This window comes from Inquilinus sp. OTU3971 (assembly GCF_038440215.1).
Genome location: NZ_JASATH010000126.1, coordinates 1 through 23657 on the forward strand (window position 1 = coordinate 1; position 23657 = coordinate 23657).

At 70.6% G+C, this 23657-nt stretch carries 24 protein-coding genes and 1 riboswitch; of the genes, 12 read left to right on the top strand and 12 right to left on the bottom strand.

Going from position 1 to position 23657, the window contains the following annotated elements; all coding sequences use genetic code 11:
- Positions 1 to 48 precede the first annotated feature (48 nt).
- The 6 genes from AAHM41_RS26510 to AAHM41_RS26535 all read left to right on the top strand — a co-directional run bounded on the left by AAHM41_RS26510 (position 49) and on the right by AAHM41_RS26535 (position 6058).
- Entirely contained in the window at positions 49 to 1209 is a 1161-nt protein-coding gene (locus AAHM41_RS26510) for an extracellular solute-binding protein (RefSeq protein ID WP_342239606.1), read from the top strand.
- A complete protein-coding gene (locus AAHM41_RS26515) occupies positions 1206 to 2093 on the top strand; it encodes an ABC transporter permease subunit (protein WP_342239607.1) in 888 nt (295 codons plus the stop codon). Before AAHM41_RS26510 ends, AAHM41_RS26515 begins: the two co-directional genes overlap by 4 nt.
- Entirely contained in the window at positions 2090 to 2908 is an 819-nt protein-coding gene (locus AAHM41_RS26520; protein WP_342239608.1) for an ABC transporter permease, read from the top strand. The genes AAHM41_RS26515 and AAHM41_RS26520 overlap by 4 nt, the downstream gene beginning before the upstream one ends.
- A 7-nt stretch (positions 2909 to 2915) precedes the next feature.
- Positions 2916 to 4001, top strand: a complete 1086-nt coding sequence (locus tag AAHM41_RS26525; protein WP_342239609.1) for an ABC transporter ATP-binding protein — start codon at positions 2916 to 2918, stop codon at positions 3999 to 4001.
- Positions 3994 to 4830: a glycerophosphodiester phosphodiesterase gene (locus AAHM41_RS26530; protein ID WP_342239610.1), complete on the top strand. Its 837-nt coding sequence runs from the start codon at positions 3994 to 3996 to the stop codon at positions 4828 to 4830. Before AAHM41_RS26525 ends, AAHM41_RS26530 begins: the two co-directional genes overlap by 8 nt.
- A 97-nt stretch (positions 4831 to 4927) precedes the next feature.
- On the top strand, positions 4928 to 6058 hold the full coding sequence (locus AAHM41_RS26535) for a mechanosensitive ion channel family protein (RefSeq protein WP_342239611.1): 1131 nt from the start codon (positions 4928 to 4930) through the stop codon (positions 6056 to 6058).
- Here the strand turns inward: AAHM41_RS26535 and AAHM41_RS26540 are convergent, their stop codons facing one another.
- Positions 6059 to 6901: an inositol monophosphatase family protein gene (locus tag AAHM41_RS26540; protein ID WP_342239612.1), complete on the bottom strand. Its 843-nt coding sequence runs from the start codon at positions 6899 to 6901 to the stop codon at positions 6059 to 6061. It lies immediately after the preceding gene.
- 128 nt (positions 6902 to 7029) lie between these two features.
- Here AAHM41_RS26540 and AAHM41_RS26545 point away from each other — a divergent pair, with 128 nt between their 5' ends.
- Positions 7030 to 7719, top strand: a complete 690-nt coding sequence (locus AAHM41_RS26545; protein ID WP_342239613.1) for an endonuclease III domain-containing protein — start codon at positions 7030 to 7032, stop codon at positions 7717 to 7719.
- 4 nt (positions 7720 to 7723) lie between these two features.
- Here AAHM41_RS26545 and msrA read toward each other — a convergent pair whose 3' ends face one another.
- From msrA to AAHM41_RS26565, 4 genes are all read right to left on the bottom strand, one after another.
- Positions 7724 to 8335 (bottom strand): peptide-methionine (S)-S-oxide reductase MsrA, encoded by a 612-nt coding sequence (gene msrA / locus AAHM41_RS26550; protein WP_342239614.1) that lies wholly within the window; start codon positions 8333 to 8335, stop codon positions 7724 to 7726.
- Between the two features lie 83 nt (positions 8336 to 8418).
- On the bottom strand, positions 8419 to 9084 hold the full coding sequence (locus tag AAHM41_RS26555) for a histidine phosphatase family protein (RefSeq protein ID WP_342239615.1): 666 nt from the start codon (positions 9082 to 9084) through the stop codon (positions 8419 to 8421).
- 58 nt (positions 9085 to 9142) lie between these two features.
- Entirely contained in the window at positions 9143 to 9559 is a 417-nt protein-coding gene (locus AAHM41_RS26560; RefSeq protein WP_342239616.1) for a cupin domain-containing protein, read from the bottom strand.
- A 31-nt stretch (positions 9560 to 9590) separates the two neighbouring features.
- Positions 9591 to 10343: an SDR family oxidoreductase gene (locus AAHM41_RS26565; protein WP_342239617.1), complete on the bottom strand. Its 753-nt coding sequence runs from the start codon at positions 10341 to 10343 to the stop codon at positions 9591 to 9593.
- A gap of 215 nt (positions 10344 to 10558) precedes the next feature.
- A riboswitch (cobalamin riboswitch) is annotated at positions 10559 to 10710 on the top strand.
- Positions 10711 to 10741: 31 nt separating this feature from the next.
- Here AAHM41_RS26565 and AAHM41_RS26570 point away from each other — a divergent pair.
- Together AAHM41_RS26570 and AAHM41_RS26575 are read left to right on the top strand one after the other, a co-directional pair.
- Positions 10742 to 10960: a CbtB domain-containing protein gene (locus AAHM41_RS26570; RefSeq protein WP_342239618.1), complete on the top strand. Its 219-nt coding sequence runs from the start codon at positions 10742 to 10744 to the stop codon at positions 10958 to 10960.
- Positions 10961 to 10971: 11 nt separating this feature from the next.
- Positions 10972 to 11742 (top strand): CbtA family protein, encoded by a 771-nt coding sequence (locus AAHM41_RS26575; RefSeq protein ID WP_342239619.1) that lies wholly within the window; start codon positions 10972 to 10974, stop codon positions 11740 to 11742.
- 4 nt (positions 11743 to 11746) lie between these two features.
- Here the strand turns inward: AAHM41_RS26575 and gph are convergent, their stop codons facing one another.
- Both gph and AAHM41_RS26585 read right to left on the bottom strand, forming a co-directional pair.
- Positions 11747 to 12379, bottom strand: coding sequence for a phosphoglycolate phosphatase (gene gph, locus AAHM41_RS26580; protein ID WP_342239620.1), 633 nt, complete (start codon positions 12377 to 12379; stop codon positions 11747 to 11749).
- A gap of 33 nt (positions 12380 to 12412) precedes the next feature.
- Positions 12413 to 13006, bottom strand: coding sequence for a DUF1287 domain-containing protein (locus tag AAHM41_RS26585; protein WP_342239621.1), 594 nt, complete (start codon positions 13004 to 13006; stop codon positions 12413 to 12415).
- A gap of 178 nt (positions 13007 to 13184) precedes the next feature.
- On the opposite strand from AAHM41_RS26585, the gene AAHM41_RS26590 reads away from it, so the two are divergent.
- On the top strand, positions 13185 to 14987 hold the full coding sequence (locus tag AAHM41_RS26590) for an IlvD/Edd family dehydratase (RefSeq protein ID WP_342239622.1): 1803 nt from the start codon (positions 13185 to 13187) through the stop codon (positions 14985 to 14987).
- Positions 14988 to 15103: 116 nt separating this feature from the next.
- Here the strand turns inward: AAHM41_RS26590 and AAHM41_RS26595 are convergent, their stop codons facing one another.
- From AAHM41_RS26595 to AAHM41_RS26615, 5 genes are all read right to left on the bottom strand, one after another.
- A complete protein-coding gene (locus AAHM41_RS26595) occupies positions 15104 to 15916 on the bottom strand; it encodes a purine-nucleoside phosphorylase (protein WP_342239623.1) in 813 nt (270 codons plus the stop codon).
- 13 nt (positions 15917 to 15929) lie between these two features.
- Positions 15930 to 16838, bottom strand: coding sequence for an ABC transporter permease (locus tag AAHM41_RS26600; protein WP_342239624.1), 909 nt, complete (start codon positions 16836 to 16838; stop codon positions 15930 to 15932).
- Between the two features lie 5 nt (positions 16839 to 16843).
- Positions 16844 to 17863, bottom strand: a complete 1020-nt coding sequence (locus AAHM41_RS26605; protein ID WP_342239625.1) for an ABC transporter permease — start codon at positions 17861 to 17863, stop codon at positions 16844 to 16846.
- A gap of 190 nt (positions 17864 to 18053) precedes the next feature.
- Positions 18054 to 19565, bottom strand: coding sequence for an ABC transporter ATP-binding protein (locus AAHM41_RS26610; RefSeq protein WP_342239626.1), 1512 nt, complete (start codon positions 19563 to 19565; stop codon positions 18054 to 18056).
- A gap of 23 nt (positions 19566 to 19588) precedes the next feature.
- Entirely contained in the window at positions 19589 to 20620 is a 1032-nt protein-coding gene (locus tag AAHM41_RS26615) for a BMP family ABC transporter substrate-binding protein (protein WP_342239627.1), read from the bottom strand.
- Positions 20621 to 20988: 368 nt separating this feature from the next.
- Here AAHM41_RS26615 and AAHM41_RS26620 point away from each other — a divergent pair, with 368 nt between their 5' ends.
- Positions 20989 to 22761, top strand: a complete 1773-nt coding sequence (locus AAHM41_RS26620; RefSeq protein WP_342239628.1) for a putative bifunctional diguanylate cyclase/phosphodiesterase — start codon at positions 20989 to 20991, stop codon at positions 22759 to 22761.
- Between the two features lie 222 nt (positions 22762 to 22983).
- A complete protein-coding gene (locus AAHM41_RS26625) occupies positions 22984 to 23397 on the top strand; it encodes a response regulator (RefSeq protein WP_342239629.1) in 414 nt (137 codons plus the stop codon).
- Positions 23398 to 23657: the final 260 nt, after the last annotated feature.

Sequence of the window (23657 nt, forward strand, 5' to 3'; positions counted from 1 at the left end):
CAGTAAGACTAAGGCAGCACCCGCAAACCATCGTCTTCGGGGGGCAGCATGCTCAATCGCCGTCAGATACTATCGGCCGGCGTCGCCGCCGGTGCCGTCGCCCTGGTGCCGCAGCGCCGGGCCCACGCCGCCGCGACGCGGATCGACGTCTACACCAACAGCGACGCCAATGTGTCGGACTGGTGGACCAATGTCCTGAAGCCGGCCTTCGAGGCGGCGCATCCCGACCTCGAGATCAACATCGTGATCTCGCGCGGCGCCGGCAGCGGTGGCATCGTGGCGATCGCCGACCGGGCGTTCGCCGCGCTGAAGGCGGGCGCCGACCCGCAGGTCGATTTCTTCGAGCAGCACGACCCGCGGCTGCCCAAGGACGGCATCGGGGCCGGGCTGTGGGTCCGCCTCGACGCCGGCACCATCCCCAGCTATGGCCGCGTCAACCCGCTGGCGATCGAGACGCCCTACGGCCTGCCCTATCGCGGCTCCCAGGTCGTGCTGGCCTATGATTCGGAGAAGGTGGCCGAGGCCGAGCTGCCGAAGGACTGGCCCGACCTGGTCGCCTGGATCAAGGCCCATCCCGGCCAGTTCATCTATGGGCGGCCGGACAAGGGCGGCTCGGGCCGCAACTTCGTGGTCCGCGCCATCCACGAGGCCAATGGCCGCGACCCGGCGCTGTTCACGGTCGCCGGCTTCACCAAGCAGGCGGCGGAGGAGCGGCTGCCCAAGGCCTGGACCATCCTGAACGAGCTGGCACCGTCGCTGTACGAGAAGGGCGCCTACGCCGCCGGCAACACGCCGACGCTGCAACTGCTGGCCAGCGGCGCGGTGTCGATGATCCCGGCCTGGTCGGACCAGGCGCTGCAAGGCATCGCGCAGGGCGTGCTGCCGCCCTCAGTCAAGCTGTTCCAGCTGCAGGACCTGGCCTTGTGTGGCAGCTTCGCCGATGCGGTCGTGCCCAGCAACGCGGCGCACAAGGACGCCGCCCTGGCCCTGGCCGACTTCCTGCTGACCGACGAGATTCAGGTCTCGGTCGTCAAGGACCTTGGCGGCTTCCCCGGCGTCGACTGGGACAAGCTGCCGGCCGAGCTGAAGGAGCAGTTCGCCGCGGTGATCCCGACCTCGATCCCGACCTATCCGGGCGGCGACTGGGAGGCGGCGATGAATGACGGCTGGTACCGCAACGTCGCCCCCAATATCGACCGGTCGAAGTGACCGAAGGGTCCCTGCCCGCCCCGTCCCTGCGTGCGACCATCCTGCGGCGGCAGGCCCTCGGCCTGCTGATGGTGGCCGCGCCGGTGCTGCTGGTGGTGGCGCTGGTGCTGGTGCCGGCGCTGTCGGCGGTCCTGACCACGCTTCGGGTCGAGGTCGATGGCCGCAGCGCGCTGTCGCTGGCCAACTATGCCGACTTCTTCGCCGACCCGCAGAGCCGCCGCAACCTCGGCTTCACCCTGTGGACCACGGCGGTGGCGACGGCACTGCTGCTCGCCCTGTGCCTGCCGCTGGCGCTGTATCTGCGCTTCGCCGGCGGGCGGCTGCCGGCGGTGGTGCAGGGCATCGCCGTGTTCCCGCTGTTCGTGCCCGGCATCATCGTCGCCTATGCGCTGATCCGCTCGATCGGGCCGAACGGCCTCCTGGCCACGATCCTCGCCGCCTTCGGCATCGGCGGCTATGTCTCGCCCTATCTCGGCCCCTGGGGCCCGGTGATCGGGCTGGTGTGGGAGGGCGTGCCTCTGACCCTGCTGGTGCTGCTGTCCGGCCTGGCCCAGGTGCCGCTGCCGGCGATCGAGGCCGCGCGCGACGTCGGCGCCGGGCCGTTCCGGATCCTGATCAGCATCATCCTGCCGCTGATCCGCAACTCGCTGCTGATCGCCTTCGCGCTCGAGTTCCTGAACATCTTCGGCGCCTTCACCCTGCCCTATCTGCTAGGCCCCGCCTCGCCGGAGATGATGGGCGTATACATGCAACGCACCTTCGGCGATGTGCGTGACCCGGTCGCCGCCCAGACCCAGGCCGTCGTCACCTTCCTGATCTGCGCCGCGGTCGGCGTGCTGTATGTCCGCGCGATCTCGAAGTCGCGCGCCCGGGGGGCACCATGACCATGGCCCGGAGCCTCCTCCCCCGTCTGCCCGGCCCGCTGCTGGCGACGGTGCTGGGGGTGGCGATCATCGTGCCGATCGCCACCGTGTTCCTGTGGGCCTTCGCCGAGGCCTGGCGCTATCCGGCCCTCCTGCCGACGCAATGGGGCTTCCGCTTCTGGGGCATGACCCTGGCCCGGGCCGACGTCTGGTCGGCGCTGCGCACCTCGCTGGCCCTGTCAATGGTGGTCACCGCGGTCTCGGCCGCGATCTGCCTGCCCGCCGCCTATGCCTTCGCCCGGCTCGACTTCCCGGGCAAGCAGCTGCTCCTGCTGTCCTTCCTGGCGACCCAGGCCTTCCCGAAATTCGGCCTCTACGTCGCCATCGCCGCGATCTTCCTGCAGCTCGGCCTGGTCGGCACCTTCGCCGGCGTCGCCATCATTCAGGTGCTGAACACGCTGCTGTTCATGATCTGGATCCCGGTCGCCGCCTTCCAGAACGTCGACCGAAGGCTGGAGGAGGCCGCGCGGGACGTGGGGGCAGGCCCCTTCCGCACCTTCTGGCACGTCACCCTGCCGCAGGCCGGCCCGGCCATCGCCGCCGCGCTGCTGCTCAGCTTCGTCGGCACCTTCTACGAGACCGAGGGCGCCTGGCTGATCGGCGCGCCGACGGTCCGCACCATGCCGATTCTGATGATCTCGCTGATCAACAACCAGTTGGTGATCCAGTACGGCGCAGTGCTGTCCGTGCTGCTGTGGGTCCCGTCCTTCGTCGCGCTGCTGTTCGCGCGCAACATCCTCAGCGCCCGCACCATCGCGCGCGGGCTCGGAGCGTAAGAAGCCCATGGCCACGCTGCAGCTCGACCGCCTGACCAAGCGCTTCGGCGAGACCGCCGCGGTCGACCGCGTGTCCCTGACCATCGGCGACGGCGAGCTGGTCTGCCTGCTCGGCCCCTCCGGCTGCGGCAAGTCGACGGTGCTGCGCATGATCGGCGGCTTCGAGACGCCGAGCGACGGCCGGGTCGCGATCGACGGCGCCGATATCGGCGCCCTGCCGCCGAACCGCCGCCCGACCGGCATGGTGTTCCAGAGCCACGCGCTGTGGCCGCACATGACCGTGGCTCGCAACATCGCCTTCGGCCTGCGGCTGCGGCCGCTGTCGCGCGGCGAGGTCGACCGCCGGGTCGACGGCGTGCTGGATCTCGTCGGCCTGTCCGGCTATGGCGGCCGCTATCCCGGCCAGCTGTCGGGCGGCCAGCAGCAGCGCGTCGCCATCGCCCGCTGCGTCGTGCTGGAGCCGAAGACCCTGCTGATGGACGAGCCCTTCTCCGCCCTCGACGCCCATCTCCGGGTCCGGCTGCGCGAGGAGGTGCGGGCGATCCAGCGCCGCCTGGGCCTGACCACGGTCTTCGTCACCCATGACCAGGAGGAGGCGATGACGCTGGCCGACCGCATCGTGGTGATGAAGGACGGGCGGATCGAGCAGGTCGGGCGGCCCGGCGAGATCTATGCCCGGCCCGAGACCGAGTTCGTCGCCGGCTTCATCGGCACCATGACCCTGGCCGAGGCGCGGGTCGAGACCGGGCGGCTGCGCTGGCACGGCCTGGCGACACCCTGCGACCTGCCGGACGGCCCCGCCACCCTGGCGCTGCGGCCGGAGGATCTGGTGCCGGTCCCAACCGGCACGCCGGACGCCGTCTCCGGCCGGGTCGCCCGGCTGGTCGACCTGGGTGCCGTGCGGATGGCCGATGTGGACATCGGGAACGGCGCCGCGCTCAAGCTGCAGCTCGGCCGCGCCGACGGCATCGCCGAGGGCGCCGCGGTGACGCTGCGCCCGACCCGCTGCGCCGTGTTCCGCCCGGGCGAGCCGGCCCGCCACCTGACCCTGGCCGACCCGGCCGTCCGCACGCAGGAGCAGGCACATGCCTGACGGCATCGAGATCGTCGCCAATGGCCACCGCACCCGGCTGAAATGGCACCGGCTACAGCGCCAGCCCGAGGATATCCCCTTCACCCCGGCCCGGCTGCGCCAAGGCATGGTGCTGGGCGCGTCGATGGAGGTCGATCTGCGCCGCCGCGCCGATGGCGGCTTCGCCTGCCTGCATGACGAGACGCTGGACCGCGAGACCACGGGCAGTGGCCCGGTCGCGCTCGCGACACGGGAAGACTTGCGGGATCTGCGGATGCGCGGCCGCGACGGCATGCCCACCGAGGACCGGCTGCTGTTGCTCGAAGACCTGGCCGAGCTCGCCGCGGCCGGCGCCGACCCTGCGACCCTGGTCCAGCTCGACCTCAAGGAGGCGGATGCGACGCTGGACGGCCGCAGCGCCCACGCCTTCCGGGCGGTGCTGGCGCCGGTGGCCGGCCGCTTCATCCTCAGCGGTGGCGACTGGACGGCGGTGCGCCGCCTGGGCGCGGCCGTGCTGCGTCTCGGCTTCGATCCCTGCGACGACGACACCCTGGGAACCCTGGTCACCGCGGCGGATGCCGAGCGCTTCATCGCCGCGGCACTGGACCGTGCGCCTGAGGCGGCGATGATCTACCTGTCCTGGCCGATCGTGCTGCGCGCCGACGCGCTGGGGGTCGACCTGATCGCCGCCTGCCACGCCGCCGGCAAGTCGGTCGACGCCTGGACCCTGAACCCGGACCATCCCGACGCCGCGGCGTCGCTGGCCCGGCTGGTGGCGCTGCGCGCCGACCAGATCACCACCGACGCGCCGGGCGTGCTGGAAGCGATGTTCAAACCCAGCCTGGAGTAGGTTGGGTTCGCGCAACCGCGAACCCAACCTTGTATTAGCGGAACCGACTGCGGTCCTTTGCATTGCCATGCAGAGGGACACCCGCGGGGACCGCCGAATGACCGATACCGTCGACCGCTGGCTGGACTGGGTCCAGGCCAAGCTGCCCTGGATGCCGTCCTGGGCGATCAGCGCCGGCCTGCTGGCCCTGGCCGTGGTGATCGCCAGGGCCACTCACAAGATCCTGTTCCGGACCGCGACCGGCATCGTCGCCGACAAGGACCTGTTCTGGCGCTCCCTGGTGTCGCGCACCGAGGGGCCGACGCGGCTGGCGGCAATGATCGTGGCGATCTCGGCCGCGGCTGCCGTGGCGCCACTGTCCGACGCCCAGATCGCCATCGTCCGCCACGTCCTGCTGCTGGCGTTCATCGCGCTGCTCGGCTGGGTGGCGCTGACCGCGCTGCACATCTGGATGACCGTCTATCTGCGCCGCTTCACGCTGGACGCCGAGGACAATCTGCTGGCGCGCAAGCACGTCACCCAGACCCGGATCCTGCGCCGGGTCGCGGCCACGCTGATCGTGATGGTCGCCCTGTCCGCCGCGCTGATGACCTTCGAGGAGGTGCGGCAATACGGCATCAGCCTGCTGGCTTCCGCCGGCGCCGCCGGCCTGGTCATCGGCCTGGCGCTGCAGCCGGTACTGAAGAACATCTTCGCCGGCATCCAGCTGGCGATGACCCAGCCGATCCGGATCGACGACGCTGTCCTGGTCGAGAATGAGTGGGGCAATATCGAGGAGATCACCTCGACCTATGTCGTGGTCCGGCTGTGGGACTGGCGCCGGCTGGTGCTGCCGCTGAGCTACTTCATCGAGCAGCCGTTCCAGAACTGGACGCGCGAGGGCTCCGCCCTGATCGGCAGCGTCTTCCTTTATGTCGACCACACCGCGCCGGTGGCGGAGATGCGGCGCAAGCTGGACGAAATCGCCAAGGCCTCGCCGCTGTGGGACGGCCAGGTCGCGGTGCTGCAGGTCACCGATTTCCGCGAGCAGGTGATGGAGATTCGCACACTGGTCAGCGCCCGCAACTCCGGCCGCGCCTTCGACCTGCGCTGCGAGGTGCGCGAGAAGATGATCGCCTGGCTGCAGCAGGCGCATCCGCACGCCCTGCCCCGCTGGCGCGGCGAGGTGCAGGCCGCCGCCGAGGCCGAGGAGATCGTCCGCCGTCGCGCCGCCAGTGGCCGCGGGTGATCAGTCGCTGCCGCCGAGCAGCCCGACCAGCCACGGGTGAAGCCCGGCATTGGCGCCGAGCACCGCCCCGGTCGCCGGGATCGGGCCGCCGGCGAAGCCGGTGGCGACCCCGCCGGCCTCGCGCAGCACCAGCACCGCGGCGGCGTAGTCGAGCGGCGACAGGCCATCCTCGAAGAAGGCGTCGTGCCGGCCGGCCGCGACATAGCACAGGCTGAGCGCGGCGGAGCCGAGCCGGCGCACCCCGGCGGCGCGGTCGATCACCCGGCGCAGCGCCCGGTGATAGGCCTCGACCTCGATGCTGCGGAGCTGGCCGGGGATCGGCAGGCTGGCGCCGACCAGCGCCTCCTCCGGCGCCACCGTGCGGTCGATCCGAAGCTGCCGGCCGTTCAGGAAGGCGCCGAGGCCGCGCTCGGCGACGAAGGCCTCGCCCAGGCTGGGGTCCAGCACCACGCCCGCCACCGTCTCGCCGCCTTCGACCAGGGCGATGGCGATGCCGAAGAACGGCATGCCCCAGGCGAAGTTGGTGGTGCCGTCGATCGGGTCGACCAGGAAGGTGCCGGCCCCGTCGCGCCGGATCGCCGTGCCCTCCTCGCCGGTGATGGCGTGGTCGGGGAAGGCGGCGGACAGCGCCGCGGCGATCGCGGCCTCCGACTGCCGGTCGGCGGCGGTGACAAAGTCGCGCGCGCCCTTGCGCTCCAGCGCCGCGCCCTCCCAGCGCCCGGCATAGGCCCGCAGGGCCCGGATCGCCTCCGCCCCGGCCAGCGCCGCCTCCAGCATGCGCCGGCTGCGCTCGGTCGGCGCCAGGGCGGCGATGTCGGCGGGCAGCGCGGGCGGTCGAAGCATGGTCGGTCTCGGCTCGGAGGGGAGACCGGTTATCCCATGCGCATCGGAACCGGCCAAGGCATCGCTTCCCAATTGCAATGTTCCCTATTTGTTCATATCATAATTGAGCCATGGGACGGTGACCCGCGATGCAGCTTTCCCTCGCTCTCGACGACCGCCCGCTGCTGCCCCGGATCCGGGACCGGCTGCTGGCCCGGCTCGGGCCGCGGCGCGACGGCCGGCGCCGCGACCCGGTCAGCCAGCTGGTCCGCAGCATGCTCGGCTCCAAGACCCGGGACGAGGTCGCGCGCCGCATCTTCCGGGAGCTGCGTCGGCGCTACCCGTCCTGGGACGGGCTGGGTGAGGCGTCGCCCCGCGCGATCCTGCGCATCATCTGGCCGGTGAACCTGGCGGAGCCGAAGGCGGAACAGCTGCCCCAGGCCCTGCGCATGATCGTCGCCTGCACCGGCCGCCTCGGCCTCGACCATCTGGCCGATCTGGACGAGGAGGCGGCGATGCAATGGCTGCGCCGCCTGCCCGGAGTCGGGTCGAAGATCGCCGCCGCGGTGCTGAACTTCAGCACGCTGCGCAGGCGCGCCCTGGTCGTCGACACGCATCTGCTGCGGCTCGGCGGCCGGCTGGGGCTGCTGCCGCTCGATGCCGATTACGACGCCGGCTATGAGCAGCTGATGCGCCAGCTGCCGGATGCGTGGGACGCCGATGATCTGGCCGAGCTCCACCGGCTGATGAAGCTGCTGGGCCAGACCATCTGCACCGCCCACGCCCCGGCCTGCGGCGCCTGCCCGCTGCGCGACCTGTGCCCGCGTTGCGGGGTGTGAGACGTCAGCCCGCCTTGGCCGCCGGTTTCAGCAGGTCGCCATGCACCGCCTTCAGCTTCTCGACCTTCGGAGTCGAGACCGCCCGGATATAGGGCTGGTTCGGGTTCCGGGCGGCGTAGTCGTGATGGTACGCCTCGGCCTCGTAGAAGGCCTCCAGCGGCACCACCTCGGTCACCACCGGCGTGTCGAACAGCCGGTCCCGCTGGATCTGGGCGATATAGGCCTCGGCCACCCGCTTCTGCTCCTCGTCGGCGTAGAAGATCGCCGAGCGGTACTGGCGGCCGACATCGTTGCCCTGGCGGTCCTTCTGGGTCGGGTCATGCGCGATCGAGAAGAACAGCTTGAGGATCTGGCCCAGGCTGATCTTGCCGGCATCGTAGGCCACCTCGATCACCTCGGCGTGGTCGGTGGTGCCGGTGCAGACGGTGCGGTAATCTGCCGTCTCGCGAGTGCCGCCGGCATAGCCGGGCCGCACCGACAGCACGCCGTCGAGCTGGCTGTACACCGCTTCGGTGCACCAGAAGCAGCCGCCGCCCAGCACGATCGAGCGGCGGCCCTGCTCTTCGGCGTCCAGCTCGGGGGCGGGAAAGGACCAGGGATCGATCTTCAGGGCCATGGAATGTCTCCGGCGGCCGGGCGCGGCCGCAAGCGCGATCTGCTCCCCAAAGTGAGATCGGCCGCTCGGCGGGACAAGCCCCCTCAGCCGGCGGAGGGCAGGCTCGAGGCCCGCCAGGCCCAGCGCCGCCCGTCATGGCTCAGCTCGGCCAGGCTCAGCGGCGCGATGTCGATGCGCCAGAAGGACGACGCCGGCGCTTCCAGCGCATGCAGGATCGCCGCCCGGATCACCGACGCATGGGTCACCGCGATGCCGTGGCCGCCGTCGCCGGCCCGGGCGTCGAGCCAGGACGCGGCCCGGCCCAGCAGCGCCGACAGCGCCTCGCCGCCATGCGGTGTGGCCTCCGGATCGGCCAGCCAGGCGATGACGCCGTCCGGCTCCTCGGCCTGGATCTCCTCCAGCCGGCGCCCGGCCCAGCGCCCGGAATCGACGTCGCGCAGGGTCGGCTCCGCCACGGCATCGAGCCCGAGCGCCGCCGCCGTCTGCCGCGCCCGCAGCGCCGGGCTGGTCCAGGCCCGGTCGGCCCGCCGGATCATCGGCTTCAGCGTGGCCGCACGCGCCAAAGTGCGCTCCTCCAAAGGCTCGTCGGCGGGAAACGCCCCGGACCGGGTGGCGGCGGTGGCGCCGTGGCAGATCAGCGTCAGGCGGGTCGGCATCGGCGGGACCGTTCGGCGGCGGTGGTGCTCGCCGCCAGCAAAGCACAGCCCGAGGGCGATCGGCAGCAGATCGCTCGATCCCGCCCAAACCAACCGCAGCCGATCCTATGGGGTCACCGGCCGCGGCAGGGATACGACCACACGGCAATGCTCATTTCGGGTCCGGTATCACCAGCTCCGTTTCGTCGGTGTTGACGACGAAGACCGCAAGGAGTTTGGACGGCTCCGTCTCGCTGGCATTGGCGCTGACGCCGTGATGGTCGCCCGGCATCTCGGTGAAGTTCTCGCCGGCCTTGTAGATGCGCACCGGCCCCTGGTTGATCTGCATCTTGACGGCGCCTTCCAGCACGGTGGCATAGATCAGCGCCGATCTGGGATGGGTGTGCGCGGGCGAGTAGCCGCCCGGCCCGTATTCGACGAGAACGCCCTTGAGGCTCTTGCCGGGCACGTTCGGCAAGGCGTGCTCGTAGACCAGTGTTACCCTGGCGTTCTTGGAGCCCGAACCTTCGGCGAAGGCCGAGCTCGCGGGGATCGCGAGCAGAAGCGCTGCGAGAATGGTGTGTTTCATGGCGGGATGTCCTTGACGGGCGATGCCGGTGTCAGGCGGGGCGATGGTCGCGCAGCCACGCGTCGAGCGAGATGCGGCCGAGCCGTGCCTCGCCGAGCGGCACCAGCGAGGTCTCCTCGACCGTGCCGCCGAAATAGCGGGCCTGGGGATCTCTCACGACGGGACGGGTGTCGCCGACGGCATCGAGATAGCGGGCGATGATGCGGTCGAAGGGGGCCCGGTCGGGGCCGGCGATTTCGAAGGTGCCGTCCTGCGGCGCGGCGATCGCGGTCTCCGCCACGATGGCCGAGACATCGGCGGCGGCGATGGGCTGGAAGAGACCGCCCGGCAGGCGGATTACCCCGTCCACGACGCTCGACGCGGCGATGGCGCCGAGGAATTCCATGAACTGGGTGGCACGCACGATTGTGTAGGGCACACCAGACGCTTTGATCAGCCTCTCCTGCGCCACCTTGGCCTGGAAATAGCCATTGTCGGGCATCCGGTCGGTGCCGACGATGGAGAGCGCCACGTGATGGCGGATGCCGGCCGTGCGTTCGGCGGCGAGGAGGTTGCGGCCGGTGGTCTCGAAGAACGCGAGCACGGCCTGGGGTTCGAACGAAGGCGAATTGGCGACGTCGACGACCACCCCGGCGCCGTCGAGCGCTTCGGAAAGCCCCTCCCCGGTCAGGGTGTTGACGCCGGTGCTGGGGGAGGCGGCGAGGACATCGTGGCCCGATGCGCGCAGAAGATCGACGGCGCGCGAACCGATGAGCCCGCTGCCGCCGATGACGACGATCTTCATGGTTCACCTCTCGCGGACAGAATATCGAGCGCCGTCTCGGTCGAGGAGCATCCCCCTTCACCTCATGGCCGCGCCCGGAAACGAGATGGAGGATCGCGGATCGCAACCGCCTCCCACCATTGTGCCGACGGGTAGTCCGATACATCAAAGGATGGGCGATCCTCGACCTTGGCACAGGTCGGCCTCGGGGCCGCGAGGGCGGGCCGCGGCTTCGATTGACAGAAAGCAGGCCGCGACCCATGCTGCAGCCGGTTCGCCATGGATGCGGAAGCCGGTGCAAATCCGGCACGGTCGCGCCACTGTGACCGGGACGGCGTCGCCGACGCGGTTCCGGAAGTCAGACCCCGTCATGGCCCGGGTGCATATCAACGGGACGCGAATCCCAGGGGAGCGCTATCATGTCCGACATCACCGCCACGGCCCGTCCGATTTCCATTCCCGTCGGTCCGATTCCGGTCGGCGAGGTGCTGCCCTGGGCGGTGTTCGCCGGGCTGATCCTGCTGCTGGCGGTGTATTTCGTCGGCGCCGAGCAGGGCGCGACCGCGATCTTCTCCGGCAGCTATGTGCATGAATTCGTGCATGACGGCCGCCATCTGCTCGGCTTCCCCTGCCACTGAGGCCAACCGCCATGGTTGGGAGCCTTCTGCTGCGCGGCATGCTGGTCGGCGTGCTGGCGGGGCTGCTCGCCTTCGGCTTCGCCCGGATCTTCGGCGAACCCCAGGTGGACCGGGCCATCGCCCTCGAAGGGACGCTGGGCCATTCGCATGAGCATGGGGACGCCGCGGCTTCGGCCACCGCCGAGGCGGAGGAGCCCGAGCTGGTCAGCCGCGAGACCCAGGCCGGGCTGGGCCTGGCGACCGGTGCGGTCGTGTACGGCGCCGCCATCGGCGGGCTGTTCGCTCTGGTCTTCGCCTTCACCTATGGCCGGGTCGGCCGACTCGACGCCCGCGCCACCGCGGCGCTGCTGGCGCTCGCCGCCTTCATCGCGCTGGTGGTGGTGCCCGGGCTGAAATATCCAGGCAACCCGCCCGCGGTCGGCAACCCGGACACGATCGGCGAGCGCACGACGCTGTTCTTCATCATGCTGGCGATCTCGGTCGCGGCCCTGGTGCTGGCGGTCAACCTCGCCCTCGGCCTGGCCCGGCGCCATGGCGGCTGGGCGGCCGGCATGATCGCCGGGGCAGTCTATATCGCCATCATCGTCGTCGCCCAACTAGCCCTGCCGGTGGTGAACGAGGTGCCGGAGGGCTTCCCCGCCGACCTGCTGTGGCAGTTCCGGATCGCCTCGCTGGGCATGCATGCGGTGCTGTGGACCACCATCGGCCTGGGGTTCGGCGCCCTGGCCGAACGGTCCCTCGCCCGCCGCACCACCGGCGGGCGGTTCGCGCTGTCCCGCTGACCCTCTACGCCGGCAGCAGGTCGGCGAAGCGGCCCAGCCGCGCCGAGTCCTCGACCGGCACGGCCGGGCCGGTGCCCCAGTCGACGATCCGGCAGGGCACCCCGGCCGCCCGGGCGCAGGCCAGGTCGATGCCGGTGTCGCCGACATAGACCGTCTCGCCCGGCGCCACGCCCAGCGCCTCGAGCGTGTGCAGCAGCGGCCGCGGGTCCGGCTTCACATGCGGCGTGGTGTCGGCGCCGACGACCGCGGACAGATGCTGCAGCAGCCCGAGCCGGTCGAGCACCTGCTCGGCCAGCCGCTGCGGCTTGTTGGTGCAGATTCCGAGCCGGATGCCCGCGGCCTTCAACGCCGGCAGCGCCGTCGCCGCATCGGCATAGAGCCGGGACTCCGCCACCGGCCGGGCGGCGTAGTGGTCGAGATAGATCCGGGTGTCGCGGTCGACATCCTCTTCCGGCAGGCCCAGCGCGCGGTGCAGCTTGACCACGAGCATGCGCGCCCCCTCCCCCACCAGGGTCTCGATGAAGGCCACTTCCTGGGCCGGGGCGCCGCGGTCGGCCAGCATGCGGTTGACCGCATGGGCGATGTCCGGCGCGCTGTCCACCAGCGTGCCGTCGAGATCGAAGATGGCGGCCTTCATGCCGGGTCTGCCTGCTGTGGAATCCGCGCCGGCCTAGCCGGTGATGAAGCGGTAGCGGCCGGTGACCGGAAAGTCGAGCAGCCGATCCTCCAGCCGGGTCCCGCCGCCGATGTTGTGGACCACCAGCGGCGCCCCGCTGGTGCCGATCTTGGCCGTCGCGATGGCGATGTGCGGCAGATTGCCCGGCAGCATCTGGGTCACCAGGTCGCCCTCGGCGAAATCCTGCGGCGATTCGGCGGGCAGCGCCCGGCCGCGGCGGCGGAAGAAGGCCTGCAGGTTCGGCACCCGGCGGTGGTCGATGTTGGGATCCGGTCGCGACAGCCCCCAGGACCGGGGATAGCGGGAGAAGTTCTCCCGCATGTCCTCGTGCACCAGGCGCTGCAGGTCGATGCCGAAGGCGTCGCGATAGGCCCGGATCACCACATCGGTGCAGACGCCGCGGTCGCGGGGCACGTCGCCGCCGGGATAGGCCAGACGGGCATAGGCCGGGTCGTAAGTCACGGTCACGCCGATCTGGGCCTCGGCCGCCGCCGCCAGCCGCCGCGGCCAGTCCGGCGCTTCGGCCCGGGCGGTGCGGACGGCCAACATGCCGGCCATGCCGATCAGGATCTGCCGCCGACCGATCATCGCTCGCCCTCCCGACGCGTTCGCCGCAGCACAGCATCGGGAGATGGCGGGATCAGGGCACGCGGCTCGACAAATCCGCCTCTATCCGAACGGCCTCCCGGTGCCCTAATATCGTCGTACAATTTGCCTTTGGTGTGGGGCGCCGACGCAAAGTGCGGCGTTTGGAGGAAAGAAGACGATGGCCGGCCAAGACCGTTCGAGACCGCTGCGGTCCCAGCAGTGGTTCGACAACCCGGACGATCCGGGGATGACTGCGCTCTATATCGAGCGCTACCTGAACTTCGGCATCACGCGGGAGGAGCTCCAGTCCGGCAAGCCGATGATCGGCATTGCCCAGACCGGGTCGGACCTGTCGCCCTGCAACCGGCATCATATCGAGCTGGCGAAGCGGGTCAGCGCCGGAATCCGCGCCGCCGGCGGCGTGCCGTTCGAGTTCCCCTGCCATCCGATCCAGGAAACCGGCAAGCGCCCGTCGGCCACGCTGGACCGCAACCTGACCTATCTCTCGCTGGTCGAGGTGCTGTACGGCTATCCGCTCGACGGCGTCGTGCTGACCGTCGGCTGCGACAAGACCACGCCGGCGCTGCTGATGGCGGCCGCCACGGTCAACATCCCGGCCATCGCCCTGTCGGTCGGCCCGATGCTGAACGGCTGGCACAAGGGCGAGCGGGTCGGGTCCGGCACCATCGTCTGGCGGTCGCGCGAGCGGCTGGCGACCGGCGAGATCGACTATGACGAGTTCATGAACATCGTCGCCGCCTCGGCCCCGTCGGTCGGCTACTGCAACACCATGGGCACGGCCTCGACCATGAATTCGCTGGCCGAGGCGTTGGGCATGCAGCTGCCGGGCTCCGCCGCCATCCCCGCCCCCTATCGCGAGCGCGGCCAGATCGCCTACGAGACCGGCAAGCGCATCGTCGAGATGGTGGAGCAGGACGTGAAGCCGTCCGACATCATGACGCGCGAGGCGTTCGAGAACGCGATCGTGATCAACTCCGCCATCGGCGGGTCGACCAATGCTCCCATTCATCTGAACGCCATCGCCGGCCATCTCGGCGTGCCGCTCGACAACGATGATTGGGAGAAGGTCGGCCACGACATCCCGCTGCTGGTCAACCTGCAGCCAGCGGGCGCCTATCTCGGCGAGGACTTCCATCAGGCGGGCGGCGTGCCGGCCGTGGTGGCGGAGCTGCTGAAGGCCGGCCTGCTGCCGCATCCCGATGCGATCACGGTCAACGGCCGTGCCATCGGCGACAACTGCAGGGCCGTCGAGAACCTGAATCCCGACGTCATCCGCCCGGCCGACCGGCCGCTGAAGGCCCATTCCGGCTTCCTGAACCTCAAGGGCAACCTGTTCGACAGCGCGATCATGAAGACCAGCGTGATCTCGCCGGAGTTCCGGGACCGCTACCTGGCGAACCCGCAGGATCCCGACGCCTTCGTCGGCAAGGCCGTGGTCTTCGACGGGCCCGAGGACTACCACCACCGGATCGAGGACCCGGCGCTCGAAATCGACGAGTTCTCGATCCTGGTCATCCGCGGCACCGGCCCGATCGGCTATCCCGGCGCCGCCGAGGTGGTGAACATGCAGCCGCCGGCGCGCCTGATCCAGCGGGGCGTCCATGCCCTGCCCTGCATCGGCGACGGGCGGCAGTCCGGCACCTCGGGCTCGCCCTCGATCCTGAACGCCTCGCCCGAGGCGGCGGCCGGCGGCGGCTTGGCCCTGCTGCAGACCGGGGACAAGATCCGGGTCGATCTGCGCCAGCGCAGCGTGAACGTCCTGATCTCCGACGAGGAGCTGGCGCGCCGGCGGGCGGAGCTCGAGGCCCAGGGTGGCTACAAGTATCCGGCCAGCCAGACCCCGTGGCAGGAGATCCAGCGCGGGATGACCGACCAGTTGGCCGAAGGCATGGCGCTCAAGCCGGCGCTGAAGTACCAGCGCGTCGCCCAGACCATGGGCGTGCCGCGCAACAACCACTGACCGCCTGGCCGGTGCGGTCAGCGCGTAGGTTGGGTTCGCGGCAGCGAACCCAACATCTTCTTCTCGGGTATCGAGAGTGTTGGGTTCGCCTTCGGCGAACCCAACATCTGCGGTCTTCAGATCGCCCGCACCAGGTCGTGGAACAGCCCGCCCATCCGCTCCGCCGTGCCGCGGGCGACATCCAGGATGTGCTCGTGGTCGAGGTCGGCGCCCGGCAGGCCGGCGGCGAGGTTGGTGACCAGCGACAGGCCCAGCACCTCGGCGCCGAGATGGCGGGCGGCGATCGCCTCCAGCACCGTCGACATGCCGACCATGTCGCCGCCCCAGCGGCCGACCATCTGGATCTCCGCCGGCGTCTCGAACATCGGGCCGGGGAAGCCGACATAGACGCCCTCGGTCAGCGCCGGGTCCAGCGCCTGCGCCGCCTGCCGCAGCCGCGGCGAATAGCAGCCGGTCAGGTCGACGAAGCGCGGCCCCAGCCGGTCCGGGTTCGGCCCGAACAGCGGCGACACGCCGGTGAAGTTGATGTGGTCGCGGATCAGCACCGGCTCGCCCGGCTTCATCCCCGGCCGCAGCCCGCCGCAGGCATTGGTCAGGACGATGATCTTCGTCCCCGCCAGCACCATGCTGCGCACGCCGTGCACCACCTTGGCCGGCGGGTGGCCCTCATAGAGATGCACCCGCCCGGCCATCACCAGGATGCGCCGGTCGCCGGCGCGGACGCTGCGGAACACGCCCCTGTGGCCGAGCACGGTGGTCGGCGGGAAGCCGGGGATCTCGGCGAAGGGCACCTCGGCCACGGTCTCGCCGATCCTGTCCACCGCCGGCCCCCAGCCGGAGCCGAGCACGATCGCGGCGTGGTGGTCGGCGCCGAGCTTCTGCTTCAGCGCCGCGGCGGCGGCTTCCGCCAGGACATAGGGGTCTTCCATCGTCTCCTCGCTTTCAGGCCATGGCCCCACGCCGGCGCCGCCCGCGGGCGATGACCAGCGCGACCAGGGTGATGACATAGGGTGCCATATCGGTGAGCTGGTTCGGCAGCCCCCGGCCCTGCAGCCGGAGGCCGGCGGCGTCGGCGAAGCCGAACAGCAGGCAGGCCAGGGCGACGCCGACCGGATGGCCGCGGCCCAGCATCACCGCCACCACCGCGATCCAGCCGCGCCCGGCGCTCATATCCTCGGCGAACAGGGTGACGCTGCCGAGCGACAGCTGCGCCCCGGCCAGGCCGCACAGGGCGCCGCCGGCCAGCACCGCGGCGATGCGGGTGCGGGCGACATCGGCGCCCAGCGTCTCGGCCGCATCCGGCCGCTCGCCGACGCCGCGCAGCCGCAGGCCCCAGATGGTGCGGAACAGGAACACGGCGATCAGCGCCACCAGGATCCAGGCCGCCCAGGTCAGCACGCTGTGGCTGCCGAAGACGCGGTTGAACCAGGGCACCGAAGCGATCCGCGGCAGCACCACGCGCGGCAGGTCCTGCATCGTCGGGTCGGTGAAGGTGCCGGAGACGCCGAACAGGATGCGCAGCAGGAAGGCGGTCAGGCCGGAGGCCAGCAGGTTGAGGCCGATGCCGATGACGATCGGGTCGCCGCGGAACCAGGTCGAGCCGAAGGCCAGGATCGCCGAGAACGCCATGGTGCCGACCAGGGCGACGACCACGCCGCCGGCAACGCTGCCCGTATACCAGGTGCCGGCGATGGCGGCGAAGGCGCCGATCAGCATCTGGCCTTCCAGCGCGATGTTGAACACGCCGGCACGGTCGCACAGCACCCCGGCCAGCGCGGCCAGCAGGATCGGCGTCACCGCCTGGATGGTCTGGGCGAACAGCACGGCGTTGAACAGCGACAGCCAGTCCATCGCCGTCACCGCCTGAAGCCGTGGCGCATGGCCAGCAGCAGGATGATCACCGCCTGCAGCACCAGGGTCAGCACCCGCGGCACCTCGGTCGCCCGCTCCATGGCGAAGCCGCCGGTCTGCAGCGCGGCGAAGAACAGCCCGGCGCAGACCGCGCCGATCGGCTCGCCCATCGCCAGCAGCGCCGCCATCAGCCCGGACCAGGTGTAGGCCGGCGACAGCAGCGCGTTGTCGGTGAAGCGGAACTGGTCGCCCAGCACCAGCATGGCGCCGACCAGCCCGGCCACGGCACCGCTGGCGAACAGGGTCCGCACGGTCTGGCGGCCGAGATCGACCCCGCCATAGGCGACGAAGCGCGGGTTCAGGCCGCGCAGCCGCAGCTCGTAGCCGGCAGTGCCCCGCCGGTCGACGAACACCACGGCGACGATCACCAGAAGCAGCAGGACCAGGCCCCAGGTGATCGGCGTGCCCGTCACCAGCACCGGCAGCCGCGCCGCCTCCTCGACCCGGTAGGTCTCGGGCATGCCGGTCGACGGATCGCGCAGCGGGAACCGCGCCAGGTAGGAGCTGACGCCCTGGGCCGGGTAGCTGAGCAGCAGGGTCGAGATCAAGAGCGGCACGCCGAACCGCACCTCGCCCCAGGCGGCGAGCGCGGCATAGGCGCCGGAGACGGCCATGGCGGCCAGGATCGCGGCGACCAGCCGGACCATGCCGGGGGCCGGCAGGTACAGCGCCACCACCGCCGCCACCAGCCCGCCCAGCACCAACTGGCCGTCGCCGCCGAGATTGACCATGCCGCCGCGCAGCGGGATGGCCGCGACCAGGGTCATGCCGACCAGCGGCACGGCCCGGGCGACGGTTTCCGCCAGGTTCGGCCCGACCACGGCGCCGGCCAGGATCTCGCCATAGACCGCGACCGGATCGTGCCCGGCGGCCAGGGTGATCAGCGCCCCGATCACCAGCCCGCCGAGGATCGCCCAGAGCACGGAGGAGGTCGCAGCGCCGCGCAGGACGGAGGCGACGGTCATGGGATGCCGCGATGCAAGAAAGCCGAGCATCTCTCGCATTGCCTCTCCCGCGTGGCGGGAGAGGTCGGGCTCGCGTCAGCGAGACCGGGTGAGGGCTGGCCCAGGCCTCGACAAACTCCCCTCACCCGGAGCCGCTTCGCGTCTCCGACCTCTCCCGCAAGCGGGAGAGGCAATAAAACGAAGCCGCCCCTCATGCCGCCTGCCCCACCACCCCGGCCATCAGCAGGCCGAGGCTGGTCTCGGTGGCGTCGGCGCCCGGCACCTCGGCGATCACCCGGCCCTCATACATCACCAGCACCCGGTCGGAGAGAGCGAGGATCTCGCCGAGCTCGGCCGACACCAGCAGCACGGCGCGGCCGCGGTCGCGCTCCGCCACCAATCGCCCATGGATGAACTCGATGGCGCCGACATCGACGCCGCGGGTCGGCTGCTCGGCGATCAGCACCGGCGCCTGATGGTCCAGCTCGCGCGCCACCACCACCTTCTGGAGATTGCCGCCGGACAGGGTGCCGACCGCCGTCCCCTCGCCCGTAATCTTGATGCCGAAACGGGCGATCAGGCCGCGCGCCCGGTCCCGCATCGCCGCGCGGTCGAGCACGCCGCGGCGGGACAGCGGCGGCCGCCGGTGGAAGCCCATGGACAGGGTGTCGGTGGCGCTGGCGCGCAGCGCCGTGCCGGTGTGGGCCCGGTCCTCCGGCACATAGGCGATGCCGGCGGCGCGGCGGCCGGCCACCCCGGCGGCGGTGACGTCGCGCCCGTCGACCCGGATCGCCCCGGCATCGGCGGCCCTCAGCCCCGCCACGATCTCGATCAGCTCGGTCTGGCCGTTGCCGGCGACGCCGGCGATGCCGACGATCTCGCCCGCCCGCACGGCGAAGGAGACGCCGTCGACCGCCGGCTTGCCGGGCGCCGCCAGAGTCAGGTCCTCGACCTCGAGCAGCGCCCGCCCCGGCCGGGCCGGGGTCTTGTCGACCTTCAGGGTGACGTTGCGGCCGGTCATCGCCCGGATGATCGCCTGCGGGTCGGTCTCGGCCGTGACCATGCGGTCGGCCACCCGGCCGTCGCGCAGCACGGTGATGCGATCGGTCACCGCCATCACCTCATGGATCTTGTGGGTGACGAACAGGATGGTGCGCCCGTCCGCCGCCAGGCCGCGCATCACCTGGAACAGCCCGTCGCGCTCGCCGGGGGTCAGCACCGCCGTCGGCTCGTCCAGGATCAGGATGCGCGCGTCGCGGTACAGCGCCTTCAGGATCTCGATACGCTGCTTGACCCCGACCGGCAGGGCGCCGACCCGGGCGTCGGGGTCGATCGGCAGGCCGTGACGCCGCGCCAGCTCCGCCACCTTCCGGCGGGCGGCGGCGCGGTCGATGAACGGCCCGCGCCGCGGCTCGGCCCGGTAGGCCACGTTCTCCCAGACCGTCAGGCTGTCGAACAGCTTGAAGGCTTGGTGCACCATGCCAAGACCGGCGGCGATGGCGTCGATCGGCGAGCGGAACGGCCGCTTCCGGCCGTCGATCACGATCTCGCCCTCATCCGGCTGCACCAGCCCGTACAGGATGCCCATCAGGGTCGACTTGCCGGCCCCGTTCTCGCCCATCACCGCATGGATCTCGCCGGCCTCGACCGCCAGGTCGACCCGGTCGTTGGCCAGCACGCCGGGGTAGCGCTTGACGATGCCGCGCATCTCCAGGAACGCCACGACCCCGCCCTCCCCGGGGGCGGCTACTGGCCGGCCGTCAGCGGATCGGCCACCGTCACCGTGCCGGCGGCGATGGCGTCGCGCAGCTCCCGCACCTTGGTGATCACGTCGGGATGCTCGGCGATCAGACATTTGGAATTGGCCACGTCGTCGCCGAGGCCGGTCAGGGTGATGCCGCCTTCCTTCACCCCATAGGAGGTCAGCGGCGCCTGGGTGCCGGCAAGGATGCCCTTGACCGCCTCGACCAGGGCGACGTCGACCTTCTTCTCGATGTTGTCCAGGACCACGCCCGGCGCCAGCGGGCACTGGTTGACGTCGACGCCGAAGGTCAGGGTGCCCGGCGTCGCCTCGGCCGCCTTGAAGATGCCGCCATTGCCGCCGGAGGTGGCGGCCAGCACCCGGTCGGCGCCCTCGCTGATCAGCGACACCGCCTGCTGCTGCGCCCGCACCGGGTCGGAGAACGGGTTGTCGCCGCCGACCCAGACCGTCGGGCTGACCACGATCTCGTCGTTCACCGCCTTGGCGCCGGCGGCGAAGCCGTCGGTGAAGCGGTGCAGGAACGGAATGTCGAGCGCACCGACCGAGCCGATGGTGCCGCTTTCCGAGGTCAGCGCCGCCTCGGCGCCGGCCAGGTAGGCGCCCTCATGCTCGCGGAACACGGCGCAGTAGACATTCGGCATCGGCTTCTGGATGCACTGGTCGACGATCAGGAACTTGATGTCCGGGAACTTCGCCGCCGCATCCGGCACGATGTCGCCGAACTCGAAGCCGATCACGATCACCACCGCCGCACCCTCGCGTGCCGCCGCCTCGACATTCTGGCGGCGGGTGGCGGGGTCGGTGCTCTCGTAGATCTTGGCCTCGCCGCCGATCGCGGCCGCCGCCGCCTCGGCCCCCTTGCGGCCGAGCTTCAGGAAGTCGTTCACCCCGAGCGGGTCGGGCGAGATGAAGACCAGCTTGCTGCCGGCCGCCTGCGCCGATGCCGCGGCGCCGAGGATCGCGACAGCCGCCGCGATCGAACCGATGAGATGCCGCGGACGCCCGTGTTTGCGCATGATCTTCCCCATGTCCCCTCGCCATCGCCGACCCCGAACCGCCGGCGGCGGTCGCGGCCCCGGATGCCGAAGGTCCACCTTTGGCGGCTGCCGTTCGATTCGTCAATGCACAGCGGGTGGCCTTGCGACTCGGCGCCATTCGGCTGGACTGAGTAGAGAGATTGCAGTTTACTAAAATTGTATATATTGAAATTGCCTTCCGCCTCCGGCTTGATTCCGGCTCTAATCGGCGGAGGGCCGGCATTCCCAGCCGGACCATTCGTCCGATCGGGAGAAGCGGAAGTCATGAGCGGCAGATTTTCGACCATCCCGCCGCTTCCCCGCACGGTGCCGACCACCCTGTCTGCGGGGACGAGCGCCCCAGTTCTATGAACCATTCCTCCTTTCCCTCGCTGGTCGCGCTCGAACGCGACGCCCTCCAGGCCCTGGTCGATGGCGATGCGATCGAGACCATCCTGCAGGACGTGTCACGGACGGTAGGTCGGCTGCACACATCTGCCGGCGTCGCCTTCCTGCGACTCGACGAAAGCGGCGCCAGCCTGTCCCTGCTGGCGCAGAGCGGGCTGCAGGGCCCGGCGCTGGACGCGCTGGGAACGATCCGCGTCGGCCCCACCGGCCCGCCGCCGGGCGTCGCCGTGTTCACCAACGCGCCGGCCGCCGGCCCCCTCGGCCCGGTCGAGAAACCCTTGGCGGTGATCGCCGAGCCGCTGACCGACGACGATGGGCGGATTGCCGGCGCCCTGGTGCTCGCCGGCCCGTCCCCTCCGAACGGGATGCCGGACGCGCTGCGGCAGACCATCGGCCGGCTGTTCGCCTTGGCGTTGCGGCGCGACCGGCGCGACCGCGAAGTGCAGGACCTGATCTACCGCGACCCGCTGACCGGCCTGCCCAACCGCCGGTGCTTCGAGGAGCGGCTGGCCGAGACCTTCGCCCGCGGGGTCGATGCAGCGTCCCCGGTCTCGGTCCTGTTCATGGACCTGGACGAGTTCAAGAGGGTTAACGATACCCTCGGCCACGAATTCGGTGACCTGCTGCTGGCCATCGTCGGTAGCCGGCTGCGCCGCGCCCTGTCGACCGACGCCTTCGTCGCCCGGCTGGGCGGCGACGAATTCGCCGTCATCGTCACCGCAGATGCCGGCACGGCAACGGCCGCCGCGGGACGGATCACCAGGGCGCTGAAGGAACCGGCGATGCTGCGCGGCTACCGGCTGCCGATCTATTGCAGCATCGGCATCGCCACCTGCCCTGACCACGAATCCGACCCCGCCCTGCTGAAGCGCCTGGCCGACATGGCGATGTACTACGCCAAGCGGTCCGCCACCGGCATCGCGTCCGCCGCCACGCCGGAGGTGCGCCGCGCGATGTCGATCTCGGCGGTGGAATTCGACATCCCGGCGGCGCTGGAGTCAGGCCAGATCGGGCTGGTGTTCCAGCCGCGGGTCAATCTCGTCAGCGGCCGGGTGACCGGGTTCGAGGCGCTGGCCCGCTGGAACCACCCCACGCTCGGCGTGCTGTCGCCGAGCCATTTCATTCCCTGGGTCGAGCGCCGCCCCGATCTGGCGCTGAAATACACCGAATGGCTGCTGCGCTCGCTGGCCGACACGCTGATCCGGCTGCCGCGGGATGCCCTGGTGCCGATCTCGATCAACATACCGGTCGCGGTGATGCAGTCCGACGCCGTGTTCACCGCCATGCTCGGCCGCATGGCCGAGGCGGGACTGCCGCTGAGCCTGCTGCGGGTCGAGATCGTCGAACGGGCCCTGACCCGGATGCCCGCCGAGGTCGAGGCGGTGGCCGAGCGCATGGTCGGGCTCGGCATCTCTTTCGAGCTCGATGATTTCGGCAGCGGCGAGGCCAATCTGGTCGTGCTGTCACGGCTGCCCTTCTCCGCCATCAAGATCTCCGGCGAGATCGTGCAGACCGTGGCCACCGATCCTCGCGGTGAAAGGCTGATCGACGGCATCGCCCGCTTCGCCGAGACCTTCGGCGTCTCGCTCTGTGCCGAGTATGTCGAGAGCCAGGCCCAATGCGACATCCTGCGGCGGCTGGGTGTCGAGCAGGGCCAGGGCTACCTGTTCGGCCAGGCAGTGCCCGCCGACGATTTGGCCGTGGCGGTGCAAACCGTCCATCGCGGCACATAGCGCGGGGATCTGATCGATGGTAACGTTCACATCGACCGTCAGGAACCCGATTGCCAGCAGGTCGATCATCTGCAATTGGTCGCCCGACGGAACGGGCCGGCCGTCGGCGCGGGCAGGGATGCCGGTTTCGGAGAGCGGAGCAGCAGCGGGAAATGCGACATGTCGGAAGCCGCCGGCGTCATCCTCGGAAGCGGTCCTCATGATCCGGCGGACAGCACAGCGTTGAGCACGCACTCCACCCCGATGAAGATCCTCCTCGTCGATGACGACGAGCTGTTCCTGGAATTCGCCGCGGCCATGCTGAGCGCCGACGGCGCCACGGTCGAGACCTGCGCCAGCGCGGCCGAGGCCATCACCGCGCTCAACCTCGACGACGAGGGCAAGCCGCCGCGGGACTTCGACGCCGTGCTGATCGACATCGTCATGCCGGAGGTCTCGGGTACCGAGCTGTGCTCGCTGATCCGGGGCCATGCCGGCTACCGCGACCTGCCGGTGCTGATGATCAGCGCCACCCGCGACATGAGCCTGATCGACCAGGCGCTGACCGCCGGCGGCTCCTCCTACATCCAGAAGCCGATCCAGGCCGCGACCTTCGCCGACGAGATCCGGCGGAAGATCGCGGTGGCGCGGGGCTGATGGCAGATCCTCGACTGACTGTTCGCAGTGCCAAAGCGCGGGAAATCGCCCATCGTCTCGCACGTCGTGAGAAGCGGTCGATCGCGGATATCGTCGAGTGTGCGCTGGAGGCTTACGAACTCCGCGAAACTGGCCGTGAGCCGGCGGCTTCGTTCCATGCACGGCTCTCGCGGGACTACGGCACGGATATCGATCTTGAGGCCGTGATCCGCGGGTAAGGCCAGCGACCCGGAATTTTGCCCCGTCATGGCGAGCCCCGT

Coding starts and splice junctions, on each gene's coding strand:
- AAHM41_RS26510 (WP_342239606.1), top strand. CDS start 49: ATGCTCAATCGCCGTCAGATACTATCGGCCGGCGTCGCCGCCGGTGCC.
- AAHM41_RS26520 (WP_342239608.1), top strand. CDS start 2,090: ATGACCATGGCCCGGAGCCTCCTCCCCCGTCTGCCCGGCCCGCTGCTG.
- AAHM41_RS26525 (WP_342239609.1), top strand. CDS start 2,916: ATGGCCACGCTGCAGCTCGACCGCCTGACCAAGCGCTTCGGCGAGACC.
- AAHM41_RS26530 (WP_342239610.1), top strand. CDS start 3,994: ATGCCTGACGGCATCGAGATCGTCGCCAATGGCCACCGCACCCGGCTG.
- AAHM41_RS26535 (WP_342239611.1), top strand. CDS start 4,928: ATGACCGATACCGTCGACCGCTGGCTGGACTGGGTCCAGGCCAAGCTG.
- AAHM41_RS26540 (WP_342239612.1), bottom strand. CDS start 6,901: ATGCTTCGACCGCCCGCGCTGCCCGCCGACATCGCCGCCCTGGCGCCG.
- AAHM41_RS26545 (WP_342239613.1), top strand. CDS start 7,030: ATGCAGCTTTCCCTCGCTCTCGACGACCGCCCGCTGCTGCCCCGGATC.
- msrA (WP_342239614.1), bottom strand. CDS start 8,335: ATGGCCCTGAAGATCGATCCCTGGTCCTTTCCCGCCCCCGAGCTGGAC.
- AAHM41_RS26560 (WP_342239616.1), bottom strand. CDS start 9,559: ATGAAACACACCATTCTCGCAGCGCTTCTGCTCGCGATCCCCGCGAGC.
- AAHM41_RS26565 (WP_342239617.1), bottom strand. CDS start 10,343: ATGAAGATCGTCGTCATCGGCGGCAGCGGGCTCATCGGTTCGCGCGCC.
- AAHM41_RS26570 (WP_342239618.1), top strand. CDS start 10,742: ATGTCCGACATCACCGCCACGGCCCGTCCGATTTCCATTCCCGTCGGT.
- AAHM41_RS26575 (WP_342239619.1), top strand. CDS start 10,972: ATGGTTGGGAGCCTTCTGCTGCGCGGCATGCTGGTCGGCGTGCTGGCG.
- gph (WP_342239620.1), bottom strand. CDS start 12,379: ATGAAGGCCGCCATCTTCGATCTCGACGGCACGCTGGTGGACAGCGCG.
- AAHM41_RS26585 (WP_342239621.1), bottom strand. CDS start 13,006: ATGATCGGTCGGCGGCAGATCCTGATCGGCATGGCCGGCATGTTGGCC.
- AAHM41_RS26590 (WP_342239622.1), top strand. CDS start 13,185: ATGGCCGGCCAAGACCGTTCGAGACCGCTGCGGTCCCAGCAGTGGTTC.
- AAHM41_RS26595 (WP_342239623.1), bottom strand. CDS start 15,916: ATGGAAGACCCCTATGTCCTGGCGGAAGCCGCCGCCGCGGCGCTGAAG.
- AAHM41_RS26600 (WP_342239624.1), bottom strand. CDS start 16,838: ATGGACTGGCTGTCGCTGTTCAACGCCGTGCTGTTCGCCCAGACCATC.
- AAHM41_RS26605 (WP_342239625.1), bottom strand. CDS start 17,863: ATGACCGTCGCCTCCGTCCTGCGCGGCGCTGCGACCTCCTCCGTGCTC.
- AAHM41_RS26615 (WP_342239627.1), bottom strand. CDS start 20,620: ATGCGCAAACACGGGCGTCCGCGGCATCTCATCGGTTCGATCGCGGCG.
- AAHM41_RS26620 (WP_342239628.1), top strand. CDS start 20,989: ATGAACCATTCCTCCTTTCCCTCGCTGGTCGCGCTCGAACGCGACGCC.